The organism is Haloarcula sp. CGMCC 1.2071, assembly GCF_037078445.1.
Classification (GTDB): domain Archaea; phylum Halobacteriota; class Halobacteria; order Halobacteriales; family Haloarculaceae; genus Haloarcula; species Haloarcula amylolytica.
On the sequence record NZ_JAYMGY010000001.1, the window covers coordinates 232,961 to 250,370 of the forward strand.

The 17,410-nt window shown below is 64.6% G+C and carries 15 protein-coding genes; 5 read left to right on the forward strand and 10 right to left on the reverse strand.

Translation table 11 applies throughout. The annotated features are described in order from the left end of the window. The first annotated feature begins 5 nt into the window (after nt 1-5). The 5 genes from trpC (at nt 6) to VI234_RS01200 (ending at nt 5,090) form a co-directional block, all read left to right on the forward strand. Nucleotides 6-818 (forward strand): indole-3-glycerol phosphate synthase, encoded by an 813-nt coding sequence (gene trpC / locus VI234_RS01180; RefSeq protein WP_336329024.1) that lies wholly within the window; start codon nt 6-8, stop codon nt 816-818. Next, nucleotides 815-2,077 (forward strand): tryptophan synthase subunit beta, encoded by a 1,263-nt coding sequence (trpB, locus tag VI234_RS01185; protein ID WP_336329025.1) that lies wholly within the window; start codon nt 815-817, stop codon nt 2,075-2,077. Before trpC ends, trpB begins: the two co-directional genes overlap by 4 nt. Then, the gene (trpA, locus tag VI234_RS01190) at nt 2,077-2,907 is read left to right on the forward strand and encodes a tryptophan synthase subunit alpha (protein WP_336329026.1); all 831 of its coding nucleotides are present in this window, start codon (nt 2,077-2,079) and stop codon (nt 2,905-2,907) included. Before trpB ends, trpA begins: the two co-directional genes overlap by 1 nt. A gap of 26 nt (nt 2,908-2,933) precedes the next feature. Continuing rightward, nucleotides 2,934-3,737: a 2-amino-3,7-dideoxy-D-threo-hept-6-ulosonate synthase gene (locus VI234_RS01195; protein ID WP_336329027.1), complete on the forward strand. Its 804-nt coding sequence runs from the start codon at nt 2,934-2,936 to the stop codon at nt 3,735-3,737. 186 nt (nt 3,738-3,923) lie between these two features. Continuing rightward, nucleotides 3,924-5,090: a 3-dehydroquinate synthase II gene (locus tag VI234_RS01200; RefSeq protein ID WP_336329028.1), complete on the forward strand. Its 1,167-nt coding sequence runs from the start codon at nt 3,924-3,926 to the stop codon at nt 5,088-5,090. 36 nt (nt 5,091-5,126) lie between these two features. Here VI234_RS01200 and VI234_RS01205 read toward each other — a convergent pair whose 3' ends face one another. From VI234_RS01205 to arcD, 10 genes are all read right to left on the reverse strand, one after another. After that, nucleotides 5,127-5,543 (reverse strand): zinc ribbon domain-containing protein, encoded by a 417-nt coding sequence (locus VI234_RS01205; RefSeq protein WP_049943062.1) that lies wholly within the window; start codon nt 5,541-5,543, stop codon nt 5,127-5,129. A gap of 84 nt (nt 5,544-5,627) precedes the next feature. Then, entirely contained in the window at nt 5,628-6,317 is a 690-nt protein-coding gene (locus VI234_RS01210) for a type I 3-dehydroquinate dehydratase (protein ID WP_008312373.1), read from the reverse strand. A gap of 36 nt (nt 6,318-6,353) precedes the next feature. Further along, nucleotides 6,354-7,382, reverse strand: coding sequence for a DNA-methyltransferase (locus tag VI234_RS01215; protein WP_336329029.1), 1,029 nt, complete (start codon nt 7,380-7,382; stop codon nt 6,354-6,356). Between the two features lie 417 nt (nt 7,383-7,799). Then, nucleotides 7,800-8,765, reverse strand: a complete 966-nt coding sequence (locus tag VI234_RS01220) for a transcription initiation factor IIB (protein ID WP_004517203.1) — start codon at nt 8,763-8,765, stop codon at nt 7,800-7,802. Nucleotides 8,766-9,111: 346 nt separating this feature from the next. Then, on the reverse strand, nt 9,112-9,864 hold the full coding sequence (locus VI234_RS01225) for a DUF726 domain-containing protein (protein WP_336329030.1): 753 nt from the start codon (nt 9,862-9,864) through the stop codon (nt 9,112-9,114). Between the two features lie 381 nt (nt 9,865-10,245). Beyond that, a complete protein-coding gene (locus VI234_RS01230) occupies nt 10,246-12,063 on the reverse strand; it encodes a flippase-like domain-containing protein (RefSeq protein ID WP_336329031.1) in 1,818 nt (605 codons plus the stop codon). A gap of 68 nt (nt 12,064-12,131) precedes the next feature. Beyond that, nucleotides 12,132-13,898, reverse strand: coding sequence for a radical SAM protein (locus VI234_RS01235; RefSeq protein ID WP_336329032.1), 1,767 nt, complete (start codon nt 13,896-13,898; stop codon nt 12,132-12,134). A gap of 243 nt (nt 13,899-14,141) precedes the next feature. After that, nucleotides 14,142-15,446 carry a hypothetical protein gene (locus VI234_RS01240; protein WP_336329033.1) on the reverse strand — a complete coding sequence of 435 codons (1,305 nt, stop codon included), beginning with the start codon at nt 15,444-15,446 and terminating at the stop codon, nt 14,142-14,144. Between the two features lie 85 nt (nt 15,447-15,531). Continuing rightward, nucleotides 15,532-15,870: a DUF4112 domain-containing protein gene (locus tag VI234_RS01245; RefSeq protein WP_008312385.1), complete on the reverse strand. Its 339-nt coding sequence runs from the start codon at nt 15,868-15,870 to the stop codon at nt 15,532-15,534. A 68-nt stretch (nt 15,871-15,938) separates the two neighbouring features. After that, a complete protein-coding gene (arcD, locus tag VI234_RS01250) occupies nt 15,939-17,393 on the reverse strand; it encodes an arginine/ornithine antiporter ArcD (protein WP_336329034.1) in 1,455 nt (484 codons plus the stop codon). Nucleotides 17,394-17,410 lie beyond the last annotated feature (17 nt).

Sequence of the window (17,410 nt, forward strand, 5' to 3'; positions counted from 1 at the left end):
CAGTAATGGACGACAGTGAGGAGATAGCACCAGCGGTCCAGTCGATTCTCGACGCGGCGCGGGAGCGCGGTGGCGGCGGAGACCGGGTATCGGTGACACCCCGGTCGCTGGCCGATGCCTTCGAAGCGGCCGAAAACGACGGGCGAACGCCGGTCATCGCCGAAATCAAGCCCACCAGCCCGACCGCCGAGGGCGAGCGCACTGACGACCCGGTCGACCTCGCACAACAGATGGTCGCGGGCGGCGCGACGGCGCTGTCTGTGCTGACGGAGCCGGAGCATTTCGGCGGGTCGGCGGCGACGCTCGAACGGGTCCGCGACGCCGTCGACGTGCCCGTCCTGCGGAAAGACTTCGTCCTCTACGAGAGCCAGCTGGACGTCGTGGAAGCCGACGTTGTCCTGCTCATCGTCCGCTTTCTCGAAGCGGACGGGACCGACGACCTCGCGGACCTCCTCACGGCCGCGCGCGAGCGCGGTTTCCAGGTCCTCGTGGAGACCCACACGGCGGCAGAGGTCGAGAAAGCACTCGACGCCGGCGCGGACATCATCGGCGTCAATAACCGCGACCTCGGCGAGCTAGCGGTCGACCTCGGAACGTTCGAAGCCGTCGCGCCCGACGTGCCAGAGGGCGTCACACTCATTGCTGAAAGTGGCATACAGACAGCAGACGACGTCTTGCGGATGCGCGACGCCGGTGCGGACGCGCTGCTGATCGGCTCGGCGATCATGGACCACGGCGAGACGACGGACGTGGAAGCGAACACGCGGCGACTAACAGATGCGGACACTGACGCGATTGAGACGACTACAGACACATGAGTACTGACGACGCACACGACCCCAAGTTCGGCGAGTACGGTGGACAGTACGTGCCCGAGGCACTGATGCCAGCTATCGAGGAGCTGACCGACGCCTACCAGCGGTACGTGCTCGAAAACGAGGACGGCTTCATGGACGAGTTTCGGGAGCGGCTGGCCGACTTCGGCGGCCGACCGACGCCACTGCAGTACGCGGACCAGCTCTCGGCCCGATACGACACGGACGTGTACCTCAAGCGCGAGGACTTGCTGCATGGCGGCGCGCACAAACTCAACAACGCGCTTGGCCAGGTTCTGCTGGCGAAGTACATGGGCAAGGAGCGCATCATCGCCGAGACCGGGGCCGGCCAGCACGGCACGGCGACGGCGATGGCGGCGGCCCACCTCGACATGCCCTGTGAGATCTACATGGGCGAGACCGACATCGCGCGCCAGCGCCCCAACGTGTTCCGGATGCGCATCAACGGGTCCGAGGTCAATCCCGTCACAGTCGGCCGCGGGACGCTGAAGGAAGCCATCTCCGAGACGATGCGGGACTGGGCGACCACCGTCGAGAACACCCACTACGTCATCGGGAGTATCGTCGGCCCGCACCCGTTCCCGAAGATGGTGCGTGACTTTCAGGCGGTCATTTCCGAGGAGGCCCGTGAGCAGGCCATCGAGAAAACCGGTGGGCTACCAGATTCAGTCCTCGCGTGTGCCGGCGGTGGCTCGAACACTATGGGCACCTTCGCGCACTTCGTCGACGATACCGACGTCGACCTCTACGCCGTCGAGGCCGGCGGCTCTTCGCTGCAGGTCGACGAGGAAGAGGGCGTCGCGCCCAACTCCGCCACGCTCTCGACCGGCGACGAGGGCGTGCTTCACGGCGCGCGAACGAAGCTCCTGCAGGACTCGGACGGCCAGATCATGGAATCGCACTCCGTGTCCGCGGGGCTTGACTACGCCGGCGTCGGTCCGGAACTCGCCCACCTCGTCGACGAGGACCGCGTCATCCCGGTCAACGTCGACGATGACATCGCGCTGGAAGCGTTCCACCGACTCTCCCAGGACGAGGGTATCATCCCGGCTCTAGAGACGGCCCACGCCTTCGGGTATCTGGAAGAACACCACGACGAGGTCGGCGACACCGTCGTCGTCAACGTCTCCGGCCGCGGCGACAAGGACCTCGAAACGGTCATCGAGGAGACCAGCAAGCGCGACCTCGATATCGCGCCTGATATGTCTATCTTTGAGCGGGTCGGTGGAGGTGGCCTCTGATGGGGCTCGAACGCGCCTTCGCCGACGAGCCCGCCTTCGTCCCCTACCTCGCGGCCGGCGACCCGAACTACGAGGCGTCCCTTGAGTACGTCGAGGCGCTGGCCCGCGGCGGCGCCGACGTCATCGAACTCGGCCTGCCGTTTTCCGAGCCCATCGCGGAGGGCAAGACCATCCAGAACGCCATCGTCCGCTCGCTGGAAGCCGGGATGACGCCCGACCGCTTCTTCGAGTTCGTCGAGGACCTCGACGTGGACGTGCCGCTGGTGTGTATGACCTACTACAACCTGATTTACCAGTACGGCACAGGCGAAGGCCCGCGACCGTTCGTCGAGAAGGCCGCCGCGGTCGGCATCGAGGGCCTCGTCGTCCCCGACCTGCCCGCCGAGGAGGCCGGGCCGCTCCGGACGGCCTGTGACGAGTTCGGCCTCGACCTGGTGTTCATCGTCGCGCCGACGACGAAAGGCGACCGTCTGGAGCGGATGCTCGAACAGGTGTCGGGCTACGTCTACGTCCAGGCGCGCCTGGGCGTCACCGGCGCGCGCGAGGACGTGGACGACGCGACCGAGGAATCGCTGGCCCGGCTCTCAGACTGGGACGTACCCAAGGCCGTCGGGTTCGGCATCAAGACGGGCGACCACGCCGAGCGCATCGTCGCTGCGGGAGCTGACGGTATCATCGTCGGCTCCGCACTGGTCGATATCGTGGCCGAGGGCCACGAGAACGGCGATCCCGTCGACGAGGTAGCCGACCGACTCGAAGCGAAGGCTCGTGAACTCAAAGACGGTGCGCTCCGGGGCGCGGCAGAACGACCGCAACCGGAACGCACATAATCGTACTTGCCACACTGTCTCATAACATGACTGCAGGAAAACGCGCACGACTCGAACGCATCGGGACAGACGACACATACGTCATCGTCCCGATGGACCACGGCATCACAATGGGGGCCGTAAAGGGCCTCAAAGACATCGAATCGACTATCGACGCGGTCACCAGCGGCGGCGCGGACGCCGTCCTCACCCAGCGGGGCATCGCCGGGCGCGTCCATCCGAACAAGAACGACGCGGGCTATATCACGCATCTCAACGGCTCTACTACCATCGGTCCTGACGAGCAGGACAAGCGGGTGACCGGCACGGTCGAAGACGCCATCCGCGCCGGGGCCGACGCCGTCTCGTTCCACATCAACGTCGGCAGCCAGTACGAACCCGAACAGATCGAGGAGCTCTCCGAGCTGACGACCGAGGCCAGCCAGTACGGCCTGCCGGTGCTGGCGATGGCCTACGCCCGCGGCCCCGACATCGACTCCGAGAACGAGGACTACAACCAGTCCGTCGGCCACGCTGTCCGGCTAGCCGAGGAACTGGGTGCGGATATCGTCAAGACCGGCTACACCGGCTCCGCCGAGACCTTCCAGCACGTCGTCGAGTCCACGTCGCTACCGGTGGTCATCGCCGGCGGCTCGAAGGGCACTGACGAAGACACCGTTCGCATGGTCCGGGGAACGATGGACGCCGGGGCGTCCGGCGTTTCGATGGGCCGCTCTATTTTCCAGCACGACGAACCGGAGAAGATTGCCCGTGCCGTCTCCGCCGTCGTCCACGACGACGCCACCACCGAGGAAGCGCTTCGCGAGTCCGGACTGGCCGTCGAGGCCTAGCGGCCAAATCAGGACAAGTGGACACAGATACGGACCAATAACCGTATTACGCAGTCTCGAACCACAGAACAGAATGGGTCTCTCCCTCACCGGAGCCAGACCACGTTTCTCCCTTGCTTGTCTGGCATCCGACAGACCGACCCGGGTTCCGCCACGTTCAAGCCCCGCCGTTGCGGACGTGGGCGTATGACTCGAAGCGTCTGGCTCAAAGCCGACAGCGAGGTCGGCGATTGGGAGACACGGAAACGCCGGATAACCGCCGGTATCGAGGCCGGCGTCGACTGGGTACTGGTCGACGAGGAAGACGTCGACCGCGTCTCGGAACTCGGAGAAATAAACATCGCCGCGTTCACCAACGGCGACGTCCACGTCATGGAGGCCGAGGCGGAGGACTCAGAGGCTGATGCGACCATCGTCGGCAAAGACGGTGAGGGCGACGGCACGGTCGACCTCCCGTCCGATTTCTCCGGCTCCGCGGACCTCTCGACGCTCCGGCAGAACGGGGCCGCCCCCGACGGCGGCTACGTCCGTATCTTCGACGAGGACTACGAGGCGTTCGCCGAAGCGGTCGCCGCCGAAGCCGACTTCACCATCGTCATCGGCGAGAACTGGCAGATCATTCCGCTCGAAAACCTCATCGCCCGCGTCGGCGAGGAGACGGACCTCATCGCCGGTGTCCGGACCGCTGAGGACGCACGAACGGCCTACGAGACGCTGGAAATCGGCGCTGACGGCGTCCTGCTGGACACCGACGACCTCGACGAAATCCGCAAGACGGTCGAGGTCCGCGACGAGATGGGGCGGGAATCGCTCGACCTGGAGTACGCCGAGGTCACCGCCATCGAGCAGACCGGCTCGGCCGACCGCGTCTGCATCGACATGGGCAGCCTGATGGAACACGACGAGGGGATGCTCGTCGGCTCGATGGCTCGCGGCCTCTTTTTCGTCCACGCCGAGACGGCTGAATCCCCCTACGTCGCCAGCAGGCCGTTCCGGGTCAACGCCGGCGCGGTCCACGCCTACGTCCGGACCCCCGACGGCGGCACGAAGTACCTCTCGGAACTCCAGTCCGGCGACGAGGTCCAGATCGTCGACGCAGACGGGCACACTCGTGAGGCCATCGTCGGCCGCGCGAAGATCGAGAAGCGTCCGATGTTCCGCGTGCAGGCCGAAACCGAGGACGGCGACCGCATCGAGACGCTGCTCCAGAACGCCGAGACCATCAAAGTCCACACTCGGGACGGGCGAACCGCCGTCACGAACCTCGAACCCGGTGACGAAATCCTCATCTACCACGAGGACACGGCGACGCACTTCGGCGAGCGGATCGAAGAAAGTATCATCGAGAAGTAAGCCGGCTTCGGCCCGGAACTGACCGCAAGTCGGAGGTTACTGCTGGTCCGCCTCGACCGGTTCCAGTTGCGTCGTACACCAGTGACAGAAGTCGATGTCCTCGTCGAGTTCCTTGCCGCAGTTCGGACACGTCATACCGGCTTCGACCTCCTGTGTCTGGTTCTCGTTGACCGCGACCCAGTAGGCGTCGACGACGTTGAGCGTCGTGATCACGACCGAACCGATTGTCACCTCGGTGGGTCTGGACTGATACGACGACGAGATAGCCTCCAGGCTCAGCTGGGTGACGGGGTCGATAGCGCCAGTCACGACAAACACTACCGACAGCATGAACAATCCCCCGAGCCACAGCAATCCCCGTCCCCACTTGCGGAGGTAGAAGTGTCCCAACCCAGGGAAGATGAACGCAAGCACCACGGCCAGTAACGGCCGCTTGCGTCCTGTGTCAGTCATACTCCGCGAATCCGTCTCGCATACCCCTATATCTTCCGAAGGATCACCGTCCGGAGGAAAACCCCGTGACCGGCGGCCACCGGTTCAGGCGTCGCTCTGTAGCTGTCCGACCAGCGTCCGGAGCGTCGCGAGGTCGTACTGCCCCGGCGCGGTCGCGTCAGCGGGGTCGACCGGTGCGTAGCCGATGCGGGAGCCGTACAGCGGGGCGACGGCTCTGGAGTGGCGACCGGCCCTACCCATGCACATCGTGGCGACTTGCTCGCCTCCGGCGGCCATCTCGCGGGTCGCCCCGAGCATCGACAGTACGTCGTCCGGCGACTGGGCCGTACTCGCCATCTTCCCCACGTCACCGCGAGCACAGGCTCGTTCGAGTCGACTCACGATGGCGTCGCGGTCGGGCGTCGACTCGAAGTTGTGCGTCGAGACGACCACGGACGCGCCGCGGTCGCGGGCCACGTCGGCGACCCGGCCGGCGTCGTGGTCGCCGGCCCCCTCAAGCGCCGCGAGTTCGAGGTCGACGGCCGTCACGGCGTCGTGTTCGAGCGCGGTTTCGAGCGCGTCGAGGCGGCCCGCGGTATCGGCTGCCTCGCCGCCCTCCCACGTCGCCCGGTTGGTGACGAGTATCGGCAGGTCGCCGTCGTAGGCGTCCAATTGTGCCAGCGGCTCGTCGGCGAAGTCCATCCGCAGTTCCAGCCCGTCGGCATCGGCGCGGGCGGCCGGCTCCACCCCGAGGTCGTCGGTGGCGGCGAGTAGGGTGAACGACTCGAAGTCCATACGTCGGCTTCGTCGGAGCCGCACAAAAACCCGCGCTTACTCGACCGGCTCGTGGACGGCCCGGAAGCCGTCATCGGTCGCCGTGACGGAGTCGACCGCGTAGAACTGAATCCGTTGCTCCTGTTTCGTGTTGACGGCGAAGTCGTACTGTTCGGCCTCGTAGCCCGGCTCTTTCCCGTCGGCACGCCGTTGTTCCACCCACGAGCGGTGGCCGGCGAGGCGCTCCTGAGCGATGGTCCGAGAGCGTTCCGGGGCGGCCGCGACTCGGTCTTCGAGCGCCGACAGCAGGTCCGGGTCGCGGTCCACTCCGACCGAGTTCCGGCCGGCGACCATCGCCGCCAGCGTCGTCGTCCCGGTTCCAAGAAACGGGTCGAGTACGGTGTCGCCGTACACCGAGAACATCGAGATGAGCCGATAGGGCACCGTCAGCGGGAAGGCACCCGAACGGTCCCGGAGCCCGTCGTCGATGCCCTGTGTCTCGCCGGGGAGTTCCCAGAGGTCGGAGAACCACTCGTTGCGCTCCTCCCAGAAGTAGGCGCTCTCGTAGCGACGGTCCGCGCCCGGTTCGAGGCGGCGGCGCTCCCCGTTGCGGAACACGAGGATGTGCTCGTGTTCCAGGGTCGGATAGGCGTTCGGCGGCACCATCCCCGAACCCATGAACTTCGCGCCGCTGTTGGTCGGTTTGCGCCACAGGATATCGGGCAGCGCGCGCAGGCCGTGGTCCGTCAGCCGGTCGGTTATTTCGGCGTGGTTGGGGTAGGAGCGGAAGCCGTCTTCCAGGGACCGCGTCGCGTCCCCGACGTTGATGCAGGCGATGCCGCCGGGAACCAGCACGCGTTTCAGCTCTGCCCAGACCGCATCGAGCACGTCGTGCATCAGTGTGAACGCTCGGTCACCGTCGCCGCGGTCCAGCGCCGCCCCGATGTCGGGGTCCAGGTCCGCGAAGATGTCGTCCCACATCTCGATCATCGGGTACGGCGGCGACGTGACCACCAGTTCGACGCTGTCGTCGGGACAGTCGAGCGTTCGGGCGTCACCGGTTCGAACCCGGTGTGTCGTCTCCATACCGGTCCCAGCAGATGAGACGACTCTAGTCTTGCGGTTATCGGTCGGGTGATTCGTTTTTGTGTGTCGCTCTGTGGCTGTCGTGTCTCGTCCCGCAGTGACAACTGTAGAGAACCAGAAAGCCCCGGCTGGCTGAACTCGGGGGCCTCGCTGCGCCCTTCACTCACTGCGTTCGTTCCAGTGCTTGCTTCGTCCACCGTCGTTCAGCCAGCCACCGGGAGACCGAAGGTCTCCCGAGCAGTCGGCGCACAGCGCCGACGACGCCCCTTTCAGTCCTACCCGTAGCCGGTTGGTCAATCTGGGTTGGGTGGGGCTTTCTGGTTGTTCGGACTTCGTTAGATGGCAATACACTCTCTCTGTACGACCACTGACAACAGAAGAACCGTTCCTCACAGCAACGCAGCGCGCGCCCAAACGTTACGCAACAGGCAGGTCCTGCTCGGCTTCCAGCAGTTCGTGGTAGCGGTTGCGGATGGTGACCTCGGAGATATCGGCGACCTCAGACACGGCGGCCTGGGTGGTCTTCTCGTTGGTGAGCAGCGCGGCGGCGTACACCGCGGCGGCGGCGAGGCCGACCGGCGACTTGCCGGAGTGGACGCCCTGTTCCTTGGCGTTCTGGAGGAGCTGGCGGGCGCGGTGTTCGGCCTCGTCAGACAGTTCCAGCGAGGAGGCAAACCGCGGGACGTAGCTTTCGGGGTCTGCGGGGCGAACCTCAAGCGAGAGTTCGCGGACGACATAGCGGTAGGTTCGGGCGATTTCGCTCTTTTCGACGCGGGAGACTTCCGTAATCTCGTCGAGCGAGCGCGGGACGCCGGCCTGGCGCGCGGCGGCGTAGACGGAGGCCGTCGAGACGCCCTCGATGGAACGGCCGGGCAGGAGGTCCTCGTCCAGCGCGCGGCGGTAGATGACGCTGGCCGTCTCGCGGACGTTTTCTGGCAGTCCGAGCGCGGAGGCCATACGGTCGATTTCACCGAGGGCCTGCTTGAGGTTGCGTTCCTTGGAGTCGCGGGTCCGGAACCGCTCGTTCCACTTGCGCAGGCGCTGCATCTTCTGGCGCTGTTTGCCAGAGAGGGAGTTGCCGTAGGCGTCCTTGTCGCGCCAGTCGATGTTCGTCGAGAGGCCCTTGTCGTGCATCATGTTCGTCGTCGGCGCGCCGACGCGGGACTTCTCGTCTTTCTCGCTGGAGTCGAATGCGCGCCACTCGGGGCCGCGGTCGATTTCGTCGGACTCGACGACGAGGCCACAGTCCTCACAGACCGTTTCGCCGTGTTCGTCGTCGATGACGAGCGAGCCACTGCACTCCGGGCACGCAGTGCTCTCCGATTCCGTCGACTCAGTCGTCTGTTCCTCGTGCTGCTGTCGCGTCCGTGTGTGTTCACTCATTGGTTGCGAAGGCGGGTGCTCACCGGGTGGGAGACATCACAGAACCCGGAGGCAGTCGGTAACACTGTATTCGAACGAAAGTCATTAAAACATTCCGGTATTGTCATGGAGACCACCGATACACGTCACGAAACCCACGTTTGTGCATCAGTCGCATGACCATTCATATAATCGCTGCCGGGTATTTTTGACTGATTTCCCACAACCCGGTTATAATCGTATACAATCGGTAGAGTCGCCCCCTCGCTGTCACTGCCTACTGAAACGTCTCGACGACGCCGGGCATACACCCTTCACCAGGCTCGTAGTATGAATTGTGGTCCGCAACGGTTTCTGTTACATCGTGCTAGGTGTAGTTCTCGGGGGCGTCATCGGGACTCTGCACACCCGTTTCACCGACCGCTTCCGCCCACTCGGCAGCACTGAATGCAGTCCCCAGCACCGCGTCGTCGTCCTTGTGGAAGTTGTCGAAGGACGTGGTGGCGTACTCGATGGACTCGCCGTATGCCTCGTCGACCTCAACGACGGATTCACCGATAGCGCCACCCAGTAACGTCACCGACTCGACTGCGTCTTCGTGTCCACGCTCGTGAAGCGACGCTACCGTTTCCACAGCCACCTTTGCGCCGAGCGAATGTCCGATTACCCGGACTGGAAGCCCACCGCTGTCGTTGTGGTCGGCAACCCACTGTGCGAGCTTCGGACCGTTCTGTTTGGCGATGGCGACACCCTCGTTCCAGCCGATGCCGTCGCCCTTATCGGCATCCCAGGTGAACCCCACGGTGAACTGGTCGTACTCGTTCTCTTCAAGCCCGATCTGACAGGTGTAGGCGGCGTTTCTGGCATCCGTCTCTCCGAGACTCCAGCCGTGGACGAAGATGACGAGTTCCGCATCGTCGCTGGCCCGGGTCGACTCCCAATCCCCCACTGTTTCGTACTCTGTCTCTGTATACTCGGACTTCAGTTCAGCGTCGTCAGTGAACTGATCACGCGTCGAAACGAGTGGGAACTCCGCTGGAGCTGTGTACTCTCCGTCATCACCGCCGAACTTGCCGCCCCGTACTGCGCCACTCGTACCGAGTGCTGCTACCGATGCCACAGCACCGGTCGAGGCCTTGAGGAAACTGCGTCGCGTTTGCCTGCCCAGTTCGCTCGATTGTATGCTACGTTGAAACATAGCAGAACTGCGTAGTTTTCCGTATTATATAATATTAACTATTATAATTAACATTGTTAGTAAAAAGGCCCTTATTTATAATATTAGTAAACAAATACGCCGCTCTGGAGACTGGTAGCTATAGTAGCCATTGAAAATCAATGTACACCTGATCGAACGACGGCAGTGCGATCAGTGTGGAAATCGTTTCAATTGGTACTCTAGAAGCGCAGTCTCAGTAGAGTGCTGTTGTACTGTCCCGAGTATTACCAGCGCAATCCCAGTAGCGACGGAGTGCTATTGCGGGGCGCGTCAGAACTGCGCTCAGTCGTTCGTTTCCGGTTCGATAGCGTCCGTCGACTGGGACTCCTCGACGGCCGTCGTCAGTGAGACGTTGAGCCAGGCCATCGACGCGACGCCGCCGATGATGGTGACGACGTTCTTGACCGCGTGGTCGACGATAGCGACGCCGATAGCCGCGGCGACGCCGACCGGCGTCAGGGACGCGACGATGACGGTGAACGCACCCTCGTAGAGGCCGACGCCGCCGGGCGTCAGCGGCAGGACCTTTGCGAGGTTCCCGACGCTGACCGCGAAGAAGCCAACGGCCACCAGCGACGGCGTCAGGCTGTAGCCGAAGGCCGCGAAGACGATCAGGGCCGTTATCACGTCGAACGTCCAAATGAGGAGGCTTCCTATGCCGACACGGGTGAAGGCCGACCCGTCGGCGGCCACCGTCTGTACGTCGCCGACGAACCCTTCGATGACGCCGGCGACGTAGTCGGCGTAGGAGTCGCTGCTCAGCCGCCCGATGACCGCCCGGACGAAGTTCCGGTCGCTCCGCGCACTGGCGACGATAGCCACCACCGCTCCGATCGCCGCGAGGCCGACGCCGCTGGCCACGGCCACGGCAGTTCGCCCGCTGCTGGCCGCGTCGCCGCCGACGGTATCACCAGTCAGCGCGGTCAGCAACTGCTCGGCCGACCCGGTCACGGCTAACCCCATCATGACGACGCCGGCAAGCAGCGTGATCGTCAGCAGGTCGAACACGCGCTCGACGGCCAGCGACGCGAACCCGGAGGGGTACGGAATCGAACGCCGGGCCTTGATGACGTACGCCCGAACCGCATCACCGGCCCGCGCCGGAAACACGAGGTTCCCGGTCTGGCTGATGAATACCGCGCCCGTCAAAAAGCCCCACCGCTCCCGGTACCCCATCGAGACGAGGATGTCCCGATAGCGGATACCGCGAAGCGGCCACGAGACGGCGTAGACGACGGCACTCAGCGCGACGACTTCCGGCGCTGCGCCCGCCATCTCTGCGAGCACGCGGTCGGGATCGAGATACTGCGTCATCAACAGAAGTGCGACGACGACCAGCATCGTCCCCGCGCCGAGCGATACCTCGCGGGTAATCCGGGGACTAACCGACAGCTCCCAGAAGGTCCGGAGTATCTGGCTGCCCATCCCGAACACGTCCCGGACGATATCGACCTTCGAATCGCCCTTGGGTGTCCAGTCGACGGGGAACTCCTTCACTCGATAGCCGTTGCGCTGGGCCTTCACGAGCAGTTCCGTGTCCCAGAACCAGTGCTCGTCTTGGACAAGGGGCAACAGCGTCTCCAGTGCCTGCCGGTCGAAAGCCTTGAACCCGCACTGGTGGTCCTTGAGGTCCGAGCGGAGGACCGTCCGAACGAGCGTGTTGTAGCCGAAGCTCGGAATCCCGCGCTTCGCGGGCCGGTCGGCTCGGTTTTCGGGCATCCAACGTGACCCCGTCGCCACGTCGTAGCCGTCGACGCGGACGGCGTTGACGAGCTCTTCGAGATGTGACATATCCGTCGCCAGGTCCGTATCGAAATACACCATCGTCTCGCCGTCGGCCCGCTCAAAGGCGTACGCTAACGCGCCGCCGCGGCCCAGACGTTCGTCGCTGTGGACGTGTCGGACCCGGCTGTCCTCGTTCGCGAGTCGCGTCGCGATTTCGGGCGTGCGGTCCGAGCAGCCGTCCTCCGCGACGATGACTTCGTACGCGTCTTCGGGGAGAAACGAGGCGAGCGTCTCGAGCGTTATCGATACCGTCTGCTCGATGGTGTCCGCCTCGTTGTAGGCAGGGAGAACGACGCTCACCTCGACCGCAGTCATACGCTCTTGGTCATCTCCGGAGTGAAAAGTACTTTCCGCTCGATAGGCTGACGGAACCGAACCGGCCGTTAGTCAGCGCCTTCCTGCGACTTGGTGGTCGCGAACCGCTCGATGGACGCAACGTCGATGTCGCCGACCGACTCGTAGGGTCTGTTTACCACCACGTCGCCGGCGGTGCTCCGGCCGATACCGGGAATCGCGGTGAGTTCGTTCATCGACGCGCTGTTGAGGTCCAGCGGATACGGGACGCCAGTGACCGACCGATAGCCGTGGTCGGTGACTGCGATGTCGACGACGCTGCCGAGTTCGCGCTCGCCGGGGATGCCCACGAGGAGCGGATAGGTCCCCAGCTGGCGGCCGAAGGTCTTGCCGTCCTGATGGTACTCCAGATGCACGTCGGGCAGTATCGTCCCCGGCGGCGCGACCCGTTGGAGCATCGGGTTGTCGATGGTCTCGCGGACCTCCTGTTTGTACTGTTTGAACAGTTGCTTGTGGTCCTTGGCGATCTCCGCACCGGTGTCGGCCATGTCGGTCCCCTCGAAGGCCATCACCTGCCGGATGTTTACTCGCCGGAGCATCAGCCCTTCGTCGTACACCCGCTGGAGGAACCGCTTGTTGTGCTCGAAAGTCTCTCGCGTCTCGCCTTTCAGCCCATGAACGAGATTGATACCGGGCAGTAGCTTGGGAAGCCGACGGGCGGCGTCGTCGCCGAAGTTGGGAGCAGTGTCCCGCGCTCGCGGCGATGCCGCTCGCGTATCCGACCCGCTGCGCGGGTCGCCGTCTCCCCCAGGCCGCCAGCCAGCGACTTCGTTGACGATTTTGACCGCCTCGAAACACTGGTCGGCAGTGACGTTGAGGTTGTTGTCGCTCATCACGTTCGGGTCGGCCGATTCGAGGCCGAACGCGGCGGTGTCGCCGGGCGTGTTGTGCTCGGCGATGATGCGAATCCCCTCGCGGGCCTTCTCGGGCCACTTCACGACCGTGATGGGGTTCATGTTGTCGAGATGCAGCGTCTCCAGGTCCGGGGCGACCTCACGGATACCGCCGTAGAGCCGCTGCAGGGCATCCGGATTGGGTGCTTCGCCGTCGCCGCCGTAGGCCAGGATGTCGGCCTGCCGGCCCAGCCGGAAGTGCTTCACGCCGCGGTCCGAGAGGGCGTCGACCTCGTCGACGACACTCTCTGGTGGCCGGAAGTCAGGGTTGCCGTACATCGGTTCCGTGCAGAAGGAACACCGGTACGGACAGCCCCGGGAGGTCTCCATCTCGCAGATGAGGTAGTCGGGATGGTTCGGGTGCTGTTCGACGACGAACGCGCCGGCGCGGGCCCACCGCGTCTCCTCCTCGATGTCCCGGTAGCGGTCGTTGAACCCCTCCAGGCCGGACTCGACGAGGTCGAACACCGCGGCCTCGACGTCCGCCATCGCCAGGAAGTCGAAATCGAGGTCGTCGCGGGCCGTCTCGCTCGCGCCCTCGTTGGCCTCGCCGACGCCGAAGCGGACCGGGCCGCCCATGATGGACGTCCCGTCGGCCGTCCAGGCGAGTTCCCGCACCTCGTCGGGTTCTGCCGGCGTCCCGCCGACGTACTTGCCGGGGACAGTCATGCCACCGACGTACACCATGAGGTCGGCGGCCTCGATGTCACGCCAGACGGCGTTGTCCTCCCGGAGTTCGTCGATGGTGTGATACGTTATCTGCTCGCGGGGGACGCCGGCGTCGACGAGCGCGCCGGCGGCGTACCGCGGATACGTCGAGATGTACGGCGGCACCCCGAAGTGTGCGGGCTCGTCGACGTAGCCGTCGACGATGGTGACGTCGAGCGTCTCGGGGTCAGTCATACCCGTCGCTTGACGTTCGATACCTAAAACCGTGTCTGGTCCGGCTTGTCTTACGTTCCGGTGAGCGATTATGTGAACGTCAGAACGCTCCGGACAGCCTTGGTTTCCTCTTAGTGTCCACCGACAGCCGGGTGGACTGCTCAAGCTGGATGGCGGTTTCTGCCTCTCTCCAGTTTCCGGACGAACAGGAACCATAGAACAGCACGCACACGTTCGCTGTAGCTCTTCGTAGCGGTGTCAATACTACAGTTCGAAGAGGTAGGCGGGACTCGGCCCATCAAAGGCGGGAGAGCCAACGAGCGCGGTCGTGCCATGGAGCGCGACTGCAAAGCCGAACTCGGCGTCCTGTTTGGGGTTTTTCGGGACCAGCCGTCGCGTCTCGGTCCAGTCGTCGGCCGCCCTGAACACGTAGGCGTGGCCGGACGCACCTGCCTTGGGTGCCCCGAGGACCGCCACCCCGCCAGTGTACGCCACCGACCAACCGACGTCGTCTCCCGAACCGGCATCCGTGGCGGTGAGCCGGGCGCGGCGCGTCCACTCGGTTTCGGTTTGCTCGAACACGTACGCACTGCCGCCCCCGTCGCCAGGAGCGCCGACAACTGCCGTACCGCCGTCGAGCGCGACCGACTGTCCGAACAGGCTATCAGCCACCGAGTCGTCGGGTGTGAGCAGCGTCTGTTGTGTCCACTCACCGTCCGCCCGCTCGTAGACGAACACCGCGCCTGTCTCCTGGCCGTCCTGCTCGGCGTAGGGCGCACCGACCAGCACAGTGTCGCCAGCAACCGTGACGGCGGTCCCGAAGAGGTTCTCGGCGTCGCTTCCGAGCGCGGCCTCCTGTGTCCAGTCCGTTCCGTCGCGCCCGAACACGTACGCGCTGCCGCTCCACGACCGCATCGTCGTCGGATCGTTGTTGTCGCCGACGACAACCCGTTCGCCGTCGAACGCGACTGACCGGCCGAACTCATCTCTGTCTTCGTTAGGGACAAACTGATGCCGCTGTCGCCACTGGCCGTCGTCCCGCGCAAAGAGGTAGACTGCGCCCCCTTCGGAGCCGGCTTCGGGGCCACCGAGAATCGCTTCCTCACCGACCATCGCGGCCGAGATGTTGTAGCCGCCGAAGTGCTCCTCCTCGACAGGAGTCAATACAGTCGTCGGGCGCCAGCCGCCGTCGGCCTCGAACACGTAGGCCCCGTCGCTTTCGGCGAGAACGACTGCGGCGTCCGCCGACAGTGCCACGGCCCGGCCGAACTCGTCGACGGTCCCGTTCGGAGTGGGGGTGAACACAGGCGTTCCAGCCTCCTCCGCCACCGCTGGTGAGGCTGTCTCAGTGGGAGTCGAAACGGCTGGTGTGGTCTCCGTGCGCGTCTCAGAGGGTGTGGACGTCGCCGGCTCACTATCCGTCGACGGGGACAACGTCGCCGTGGGTGTTGCCGTCCGTGTCGGGGTGGCTGCCTCATCAGCGCCGCTGTCGGTGAGTACATTACAACCGGCCAGTCCAGCGGGGAGTGAGACGCCAACCGCTCGAAGGAGGGTACGTCTGGAGACCATTTCGTAGGGCGTCAAAACCTACGTATAAACGTTTTATGGGGTCCCAGAGCCGGTATCAGGTCCGAATCCACGACGCCGTTGCGTCTCACTCCGAAACCGCGGCGGCGACCAGTTCGGCGTTCTTGACGTTGGTCTTCCAGTAGGCGTCGAAGAGGTCACCGACGACGGGGACGCTTCCGAACAGCATCTCCACCGCGATGTTTGCGAGCAGTCGGAGCAGCGTCCGTTTCGGGACGCCGAGTCGAATCGCCTCTGCGACGATGTACAGCGAGCACACCGCAGTGGCGACGTCGCCCGCGACCGGGAGCAGGCCGATTATCGGGTCGAGACCGACACGGAGCGTTGTGCCGGGTACGCGGACGCTCTCGTCAAGGATGTGAGCGACGGTTCGAATACGGCCCAGTGCTGCCGGCTCCGTGTCCATATCTGACACATGAGTGGGTGCCTAATGGGCGTGATGCCTGAGCGACAAGTCGGCACCGGTCCACACACTCAGTCGTCGGCGACAGCAGACGACGGAGCCGAATCAGCTTGTTGGGACCCGTCATACCGTCCGCCGAACAGCGTTGTCGCAAACAGGATCAGCGGCGAGAGGAACGCGAAGAAGTAGTACGGGGCGTAGGCAAGCGTTCCGACCCCAAAGACCGCAGACATATAGACGGCACCGGCGTGCCACGGGAAGAGCGCGCCGGTCGGGGTTCCGGCGGATTCGATAGCCTGTGAGAGGTCGTCGCTGGCCAGACCGTACTCGTCGTAGAGATTCCGGAGCGTGAGCCCGGGGACGACGATGCTCATGTACTGCTGGGCCGAAAAGGCGTTGACGAAGATGGCCGAAACGCCGGTCCCGACGACAAGGCTGCGCGGGCCGCGGACAGCGGTCGCAAGGTGGTGTGCGAGCACGGCGAGGACGCCGGTCCGTTCGAGGAGTCCACCGAGACTAAGGGCCGCAACGACGACAGCAATCGTCCAGGCCGACCCCGAGATACCACCGCTTGCCAGCAGGTCGTTCACGAGGTCCATCCCTGTTTCAGGGGCCGTCCCGTCGAGAAAGGCGGTCCAGGCGGCAGTGAACGACCGACCCTGAACGAAGATGGTCGTGAAGGTTCCGGCGAAGACACCGGCGACTAGCGTCGGGAGCGCTGGGATTCCGTACAGCGCCAGTCCGAAGGTGACAACGAGCGGGATAAGTACCAGCACCGAGAGGTCGTAGCTGCCAGCGAGTGCGCCCTGTATCTCGGCGACGCGCCCGGTCGGGATTTCACCGACGGTACGCAGTCCCAGCGCAGCGTAGAGCAGGACCGAGAGACCAAACGCCAGCACGGTCCCGTTGCGCATCGCTTGGATGTGGTCGTAGAGGTCAGTGTTCGTCACTGCGGCCGCGAGGTTCGTCGTGTCCGAGAGGGGAGACTGCTTGTCGCCCGCGTAGGCACCCGAAAGGATGGCACCAGCGGTCATCGGCGTGGGAACGCCGAGGCTGGAGCCGATGCCGATGAAGGCCACGCCGAGGGTGCCGGCTGTCGTCCATGACGACCCGATGGAGAAGGCGACGACCATCGCGAGCAGCGCTGTCACCGGCAGGAACACGTCCGGTGTCAGTATCGAGAGCCCGTAGTACATCAGCCCGGGAATGGTGCCCGCGCTAACCCACGTCGCGATGAGCCCGTAGATAACGAACAGAATGAGAATGGCCTGCAGCCCCATCAGCAGACTGTCCGCGACCCCCTCGTAGAGGTCGTCCCACGAGTAGCCGAGCCAGTATTTCCCGACTGCGCCAGTCAGCACGATACTCCAGAGCAGCGGCCCGTGTGGGGCCAGCTTCAGATACCCGGACCCGATGCCGAGGAACAGGACGACACCGAGTACGGGGACCAACGCCTGAAGGACCCCCGGACGGCGCTCTGACGGGATGTCCTCGTACGTCAGCGGTTCGAGAGTGAGTGATGTCACGCTTACACCGACCTAAT

Excerpts from the sequence above, each read along its gene's own strand:
- trpC (WP_336329024.1), top strand. The coding sequence starts at position 6 with ATGGACGACAGTGAGGAGATAGCACCAGCGGTCCAGTCGATTCTCGAC.
- trpB (WP_336329025.1), top strand. The coding sequence starts at position 815 with ATGAGTACTGACGACGCACACGACCCCAAGTTCGGCGAGTACGGTGGA.
- trpA (WP_336329026.1), top strand. The coding sequence starts at position 2,077 with ATGGGGCTCGAACGCGCCTTCGCCGACGAGCCCGCCTTCGTCCCCTAC.
- VI234_RS01195 (WP_336329027.1), top strand. The coding sequence starts at position 2,934 with ATGACTGCAGGAAAACGCGCACGACTCGAACGCATCGGGACAGACGAC.
- VI234_RS01200 (WP_336329028.1), top strand. The coding sequence starts at position 3,924 with ATGACTCGAAGCGTCTGGCTCAAAGCCGACAGCGAGGTCGGCGATTGG.
- VI234_RS01205 (WP_049943062.1), bottom strand. The coding sequence starts at position 5,543 with ATGACTGACACAGGACGCAAGCGGCCGTTACTGGCCGTGGTGCTTGCG.
- VI234_RS01210 (WP_008312373.1), bottom strand. The coding sequence starts at position 6,317 with ATGGACTTCGAGTCGTTCACCCTACTCGCCGCCACCGACGACCTCGGG.
- VI234_RS01215 (WP_336329029.1), bottom strand. The coding sequence starts at position 7,382 with ATGGAGACGACACACCGGGTTCGAACCGGTGACGCCCGAACGCTCGAC.
- VI234_RS01220 (WP_004517203.1), bottom strand. The coding sequence starts at position 8,765 with ATGAGTGAACACACACGGACGCGACAGCAGCACGAGGAACAGACGACT.
- VI234_RS01230 (WP_336329031.1), bottom strand. The coding sequence starts at position 12,063 with ATGACTGCGGTCGAGGTGAGCGTCGTTCTCCCTGCCTACAACGAGGCG.
- VI234_RS01235 (WP_336329032.1), bottom strand. The coding sequence starts at position 13,898 with ATGACTGACCCCGAGACGCTCGACGTCACCATCGTCGACGGCTACGTC.
- VI234_RS01240 (WP_336329033.1), bottom strand. The coding sequence starts at position 15,446 with ATGGTCTCCAGACGTACCCTCCTTCGAGCGGTTGGCGTCTCACTCCCC.
- VI234_RS01245 (WP_008312385.1), bottom strand. The coding sequence starts at position 15,870 with ATGGACACGGAGCCGGCAGCACTGGGCCGTATTCGAACCGTCGCTCAC.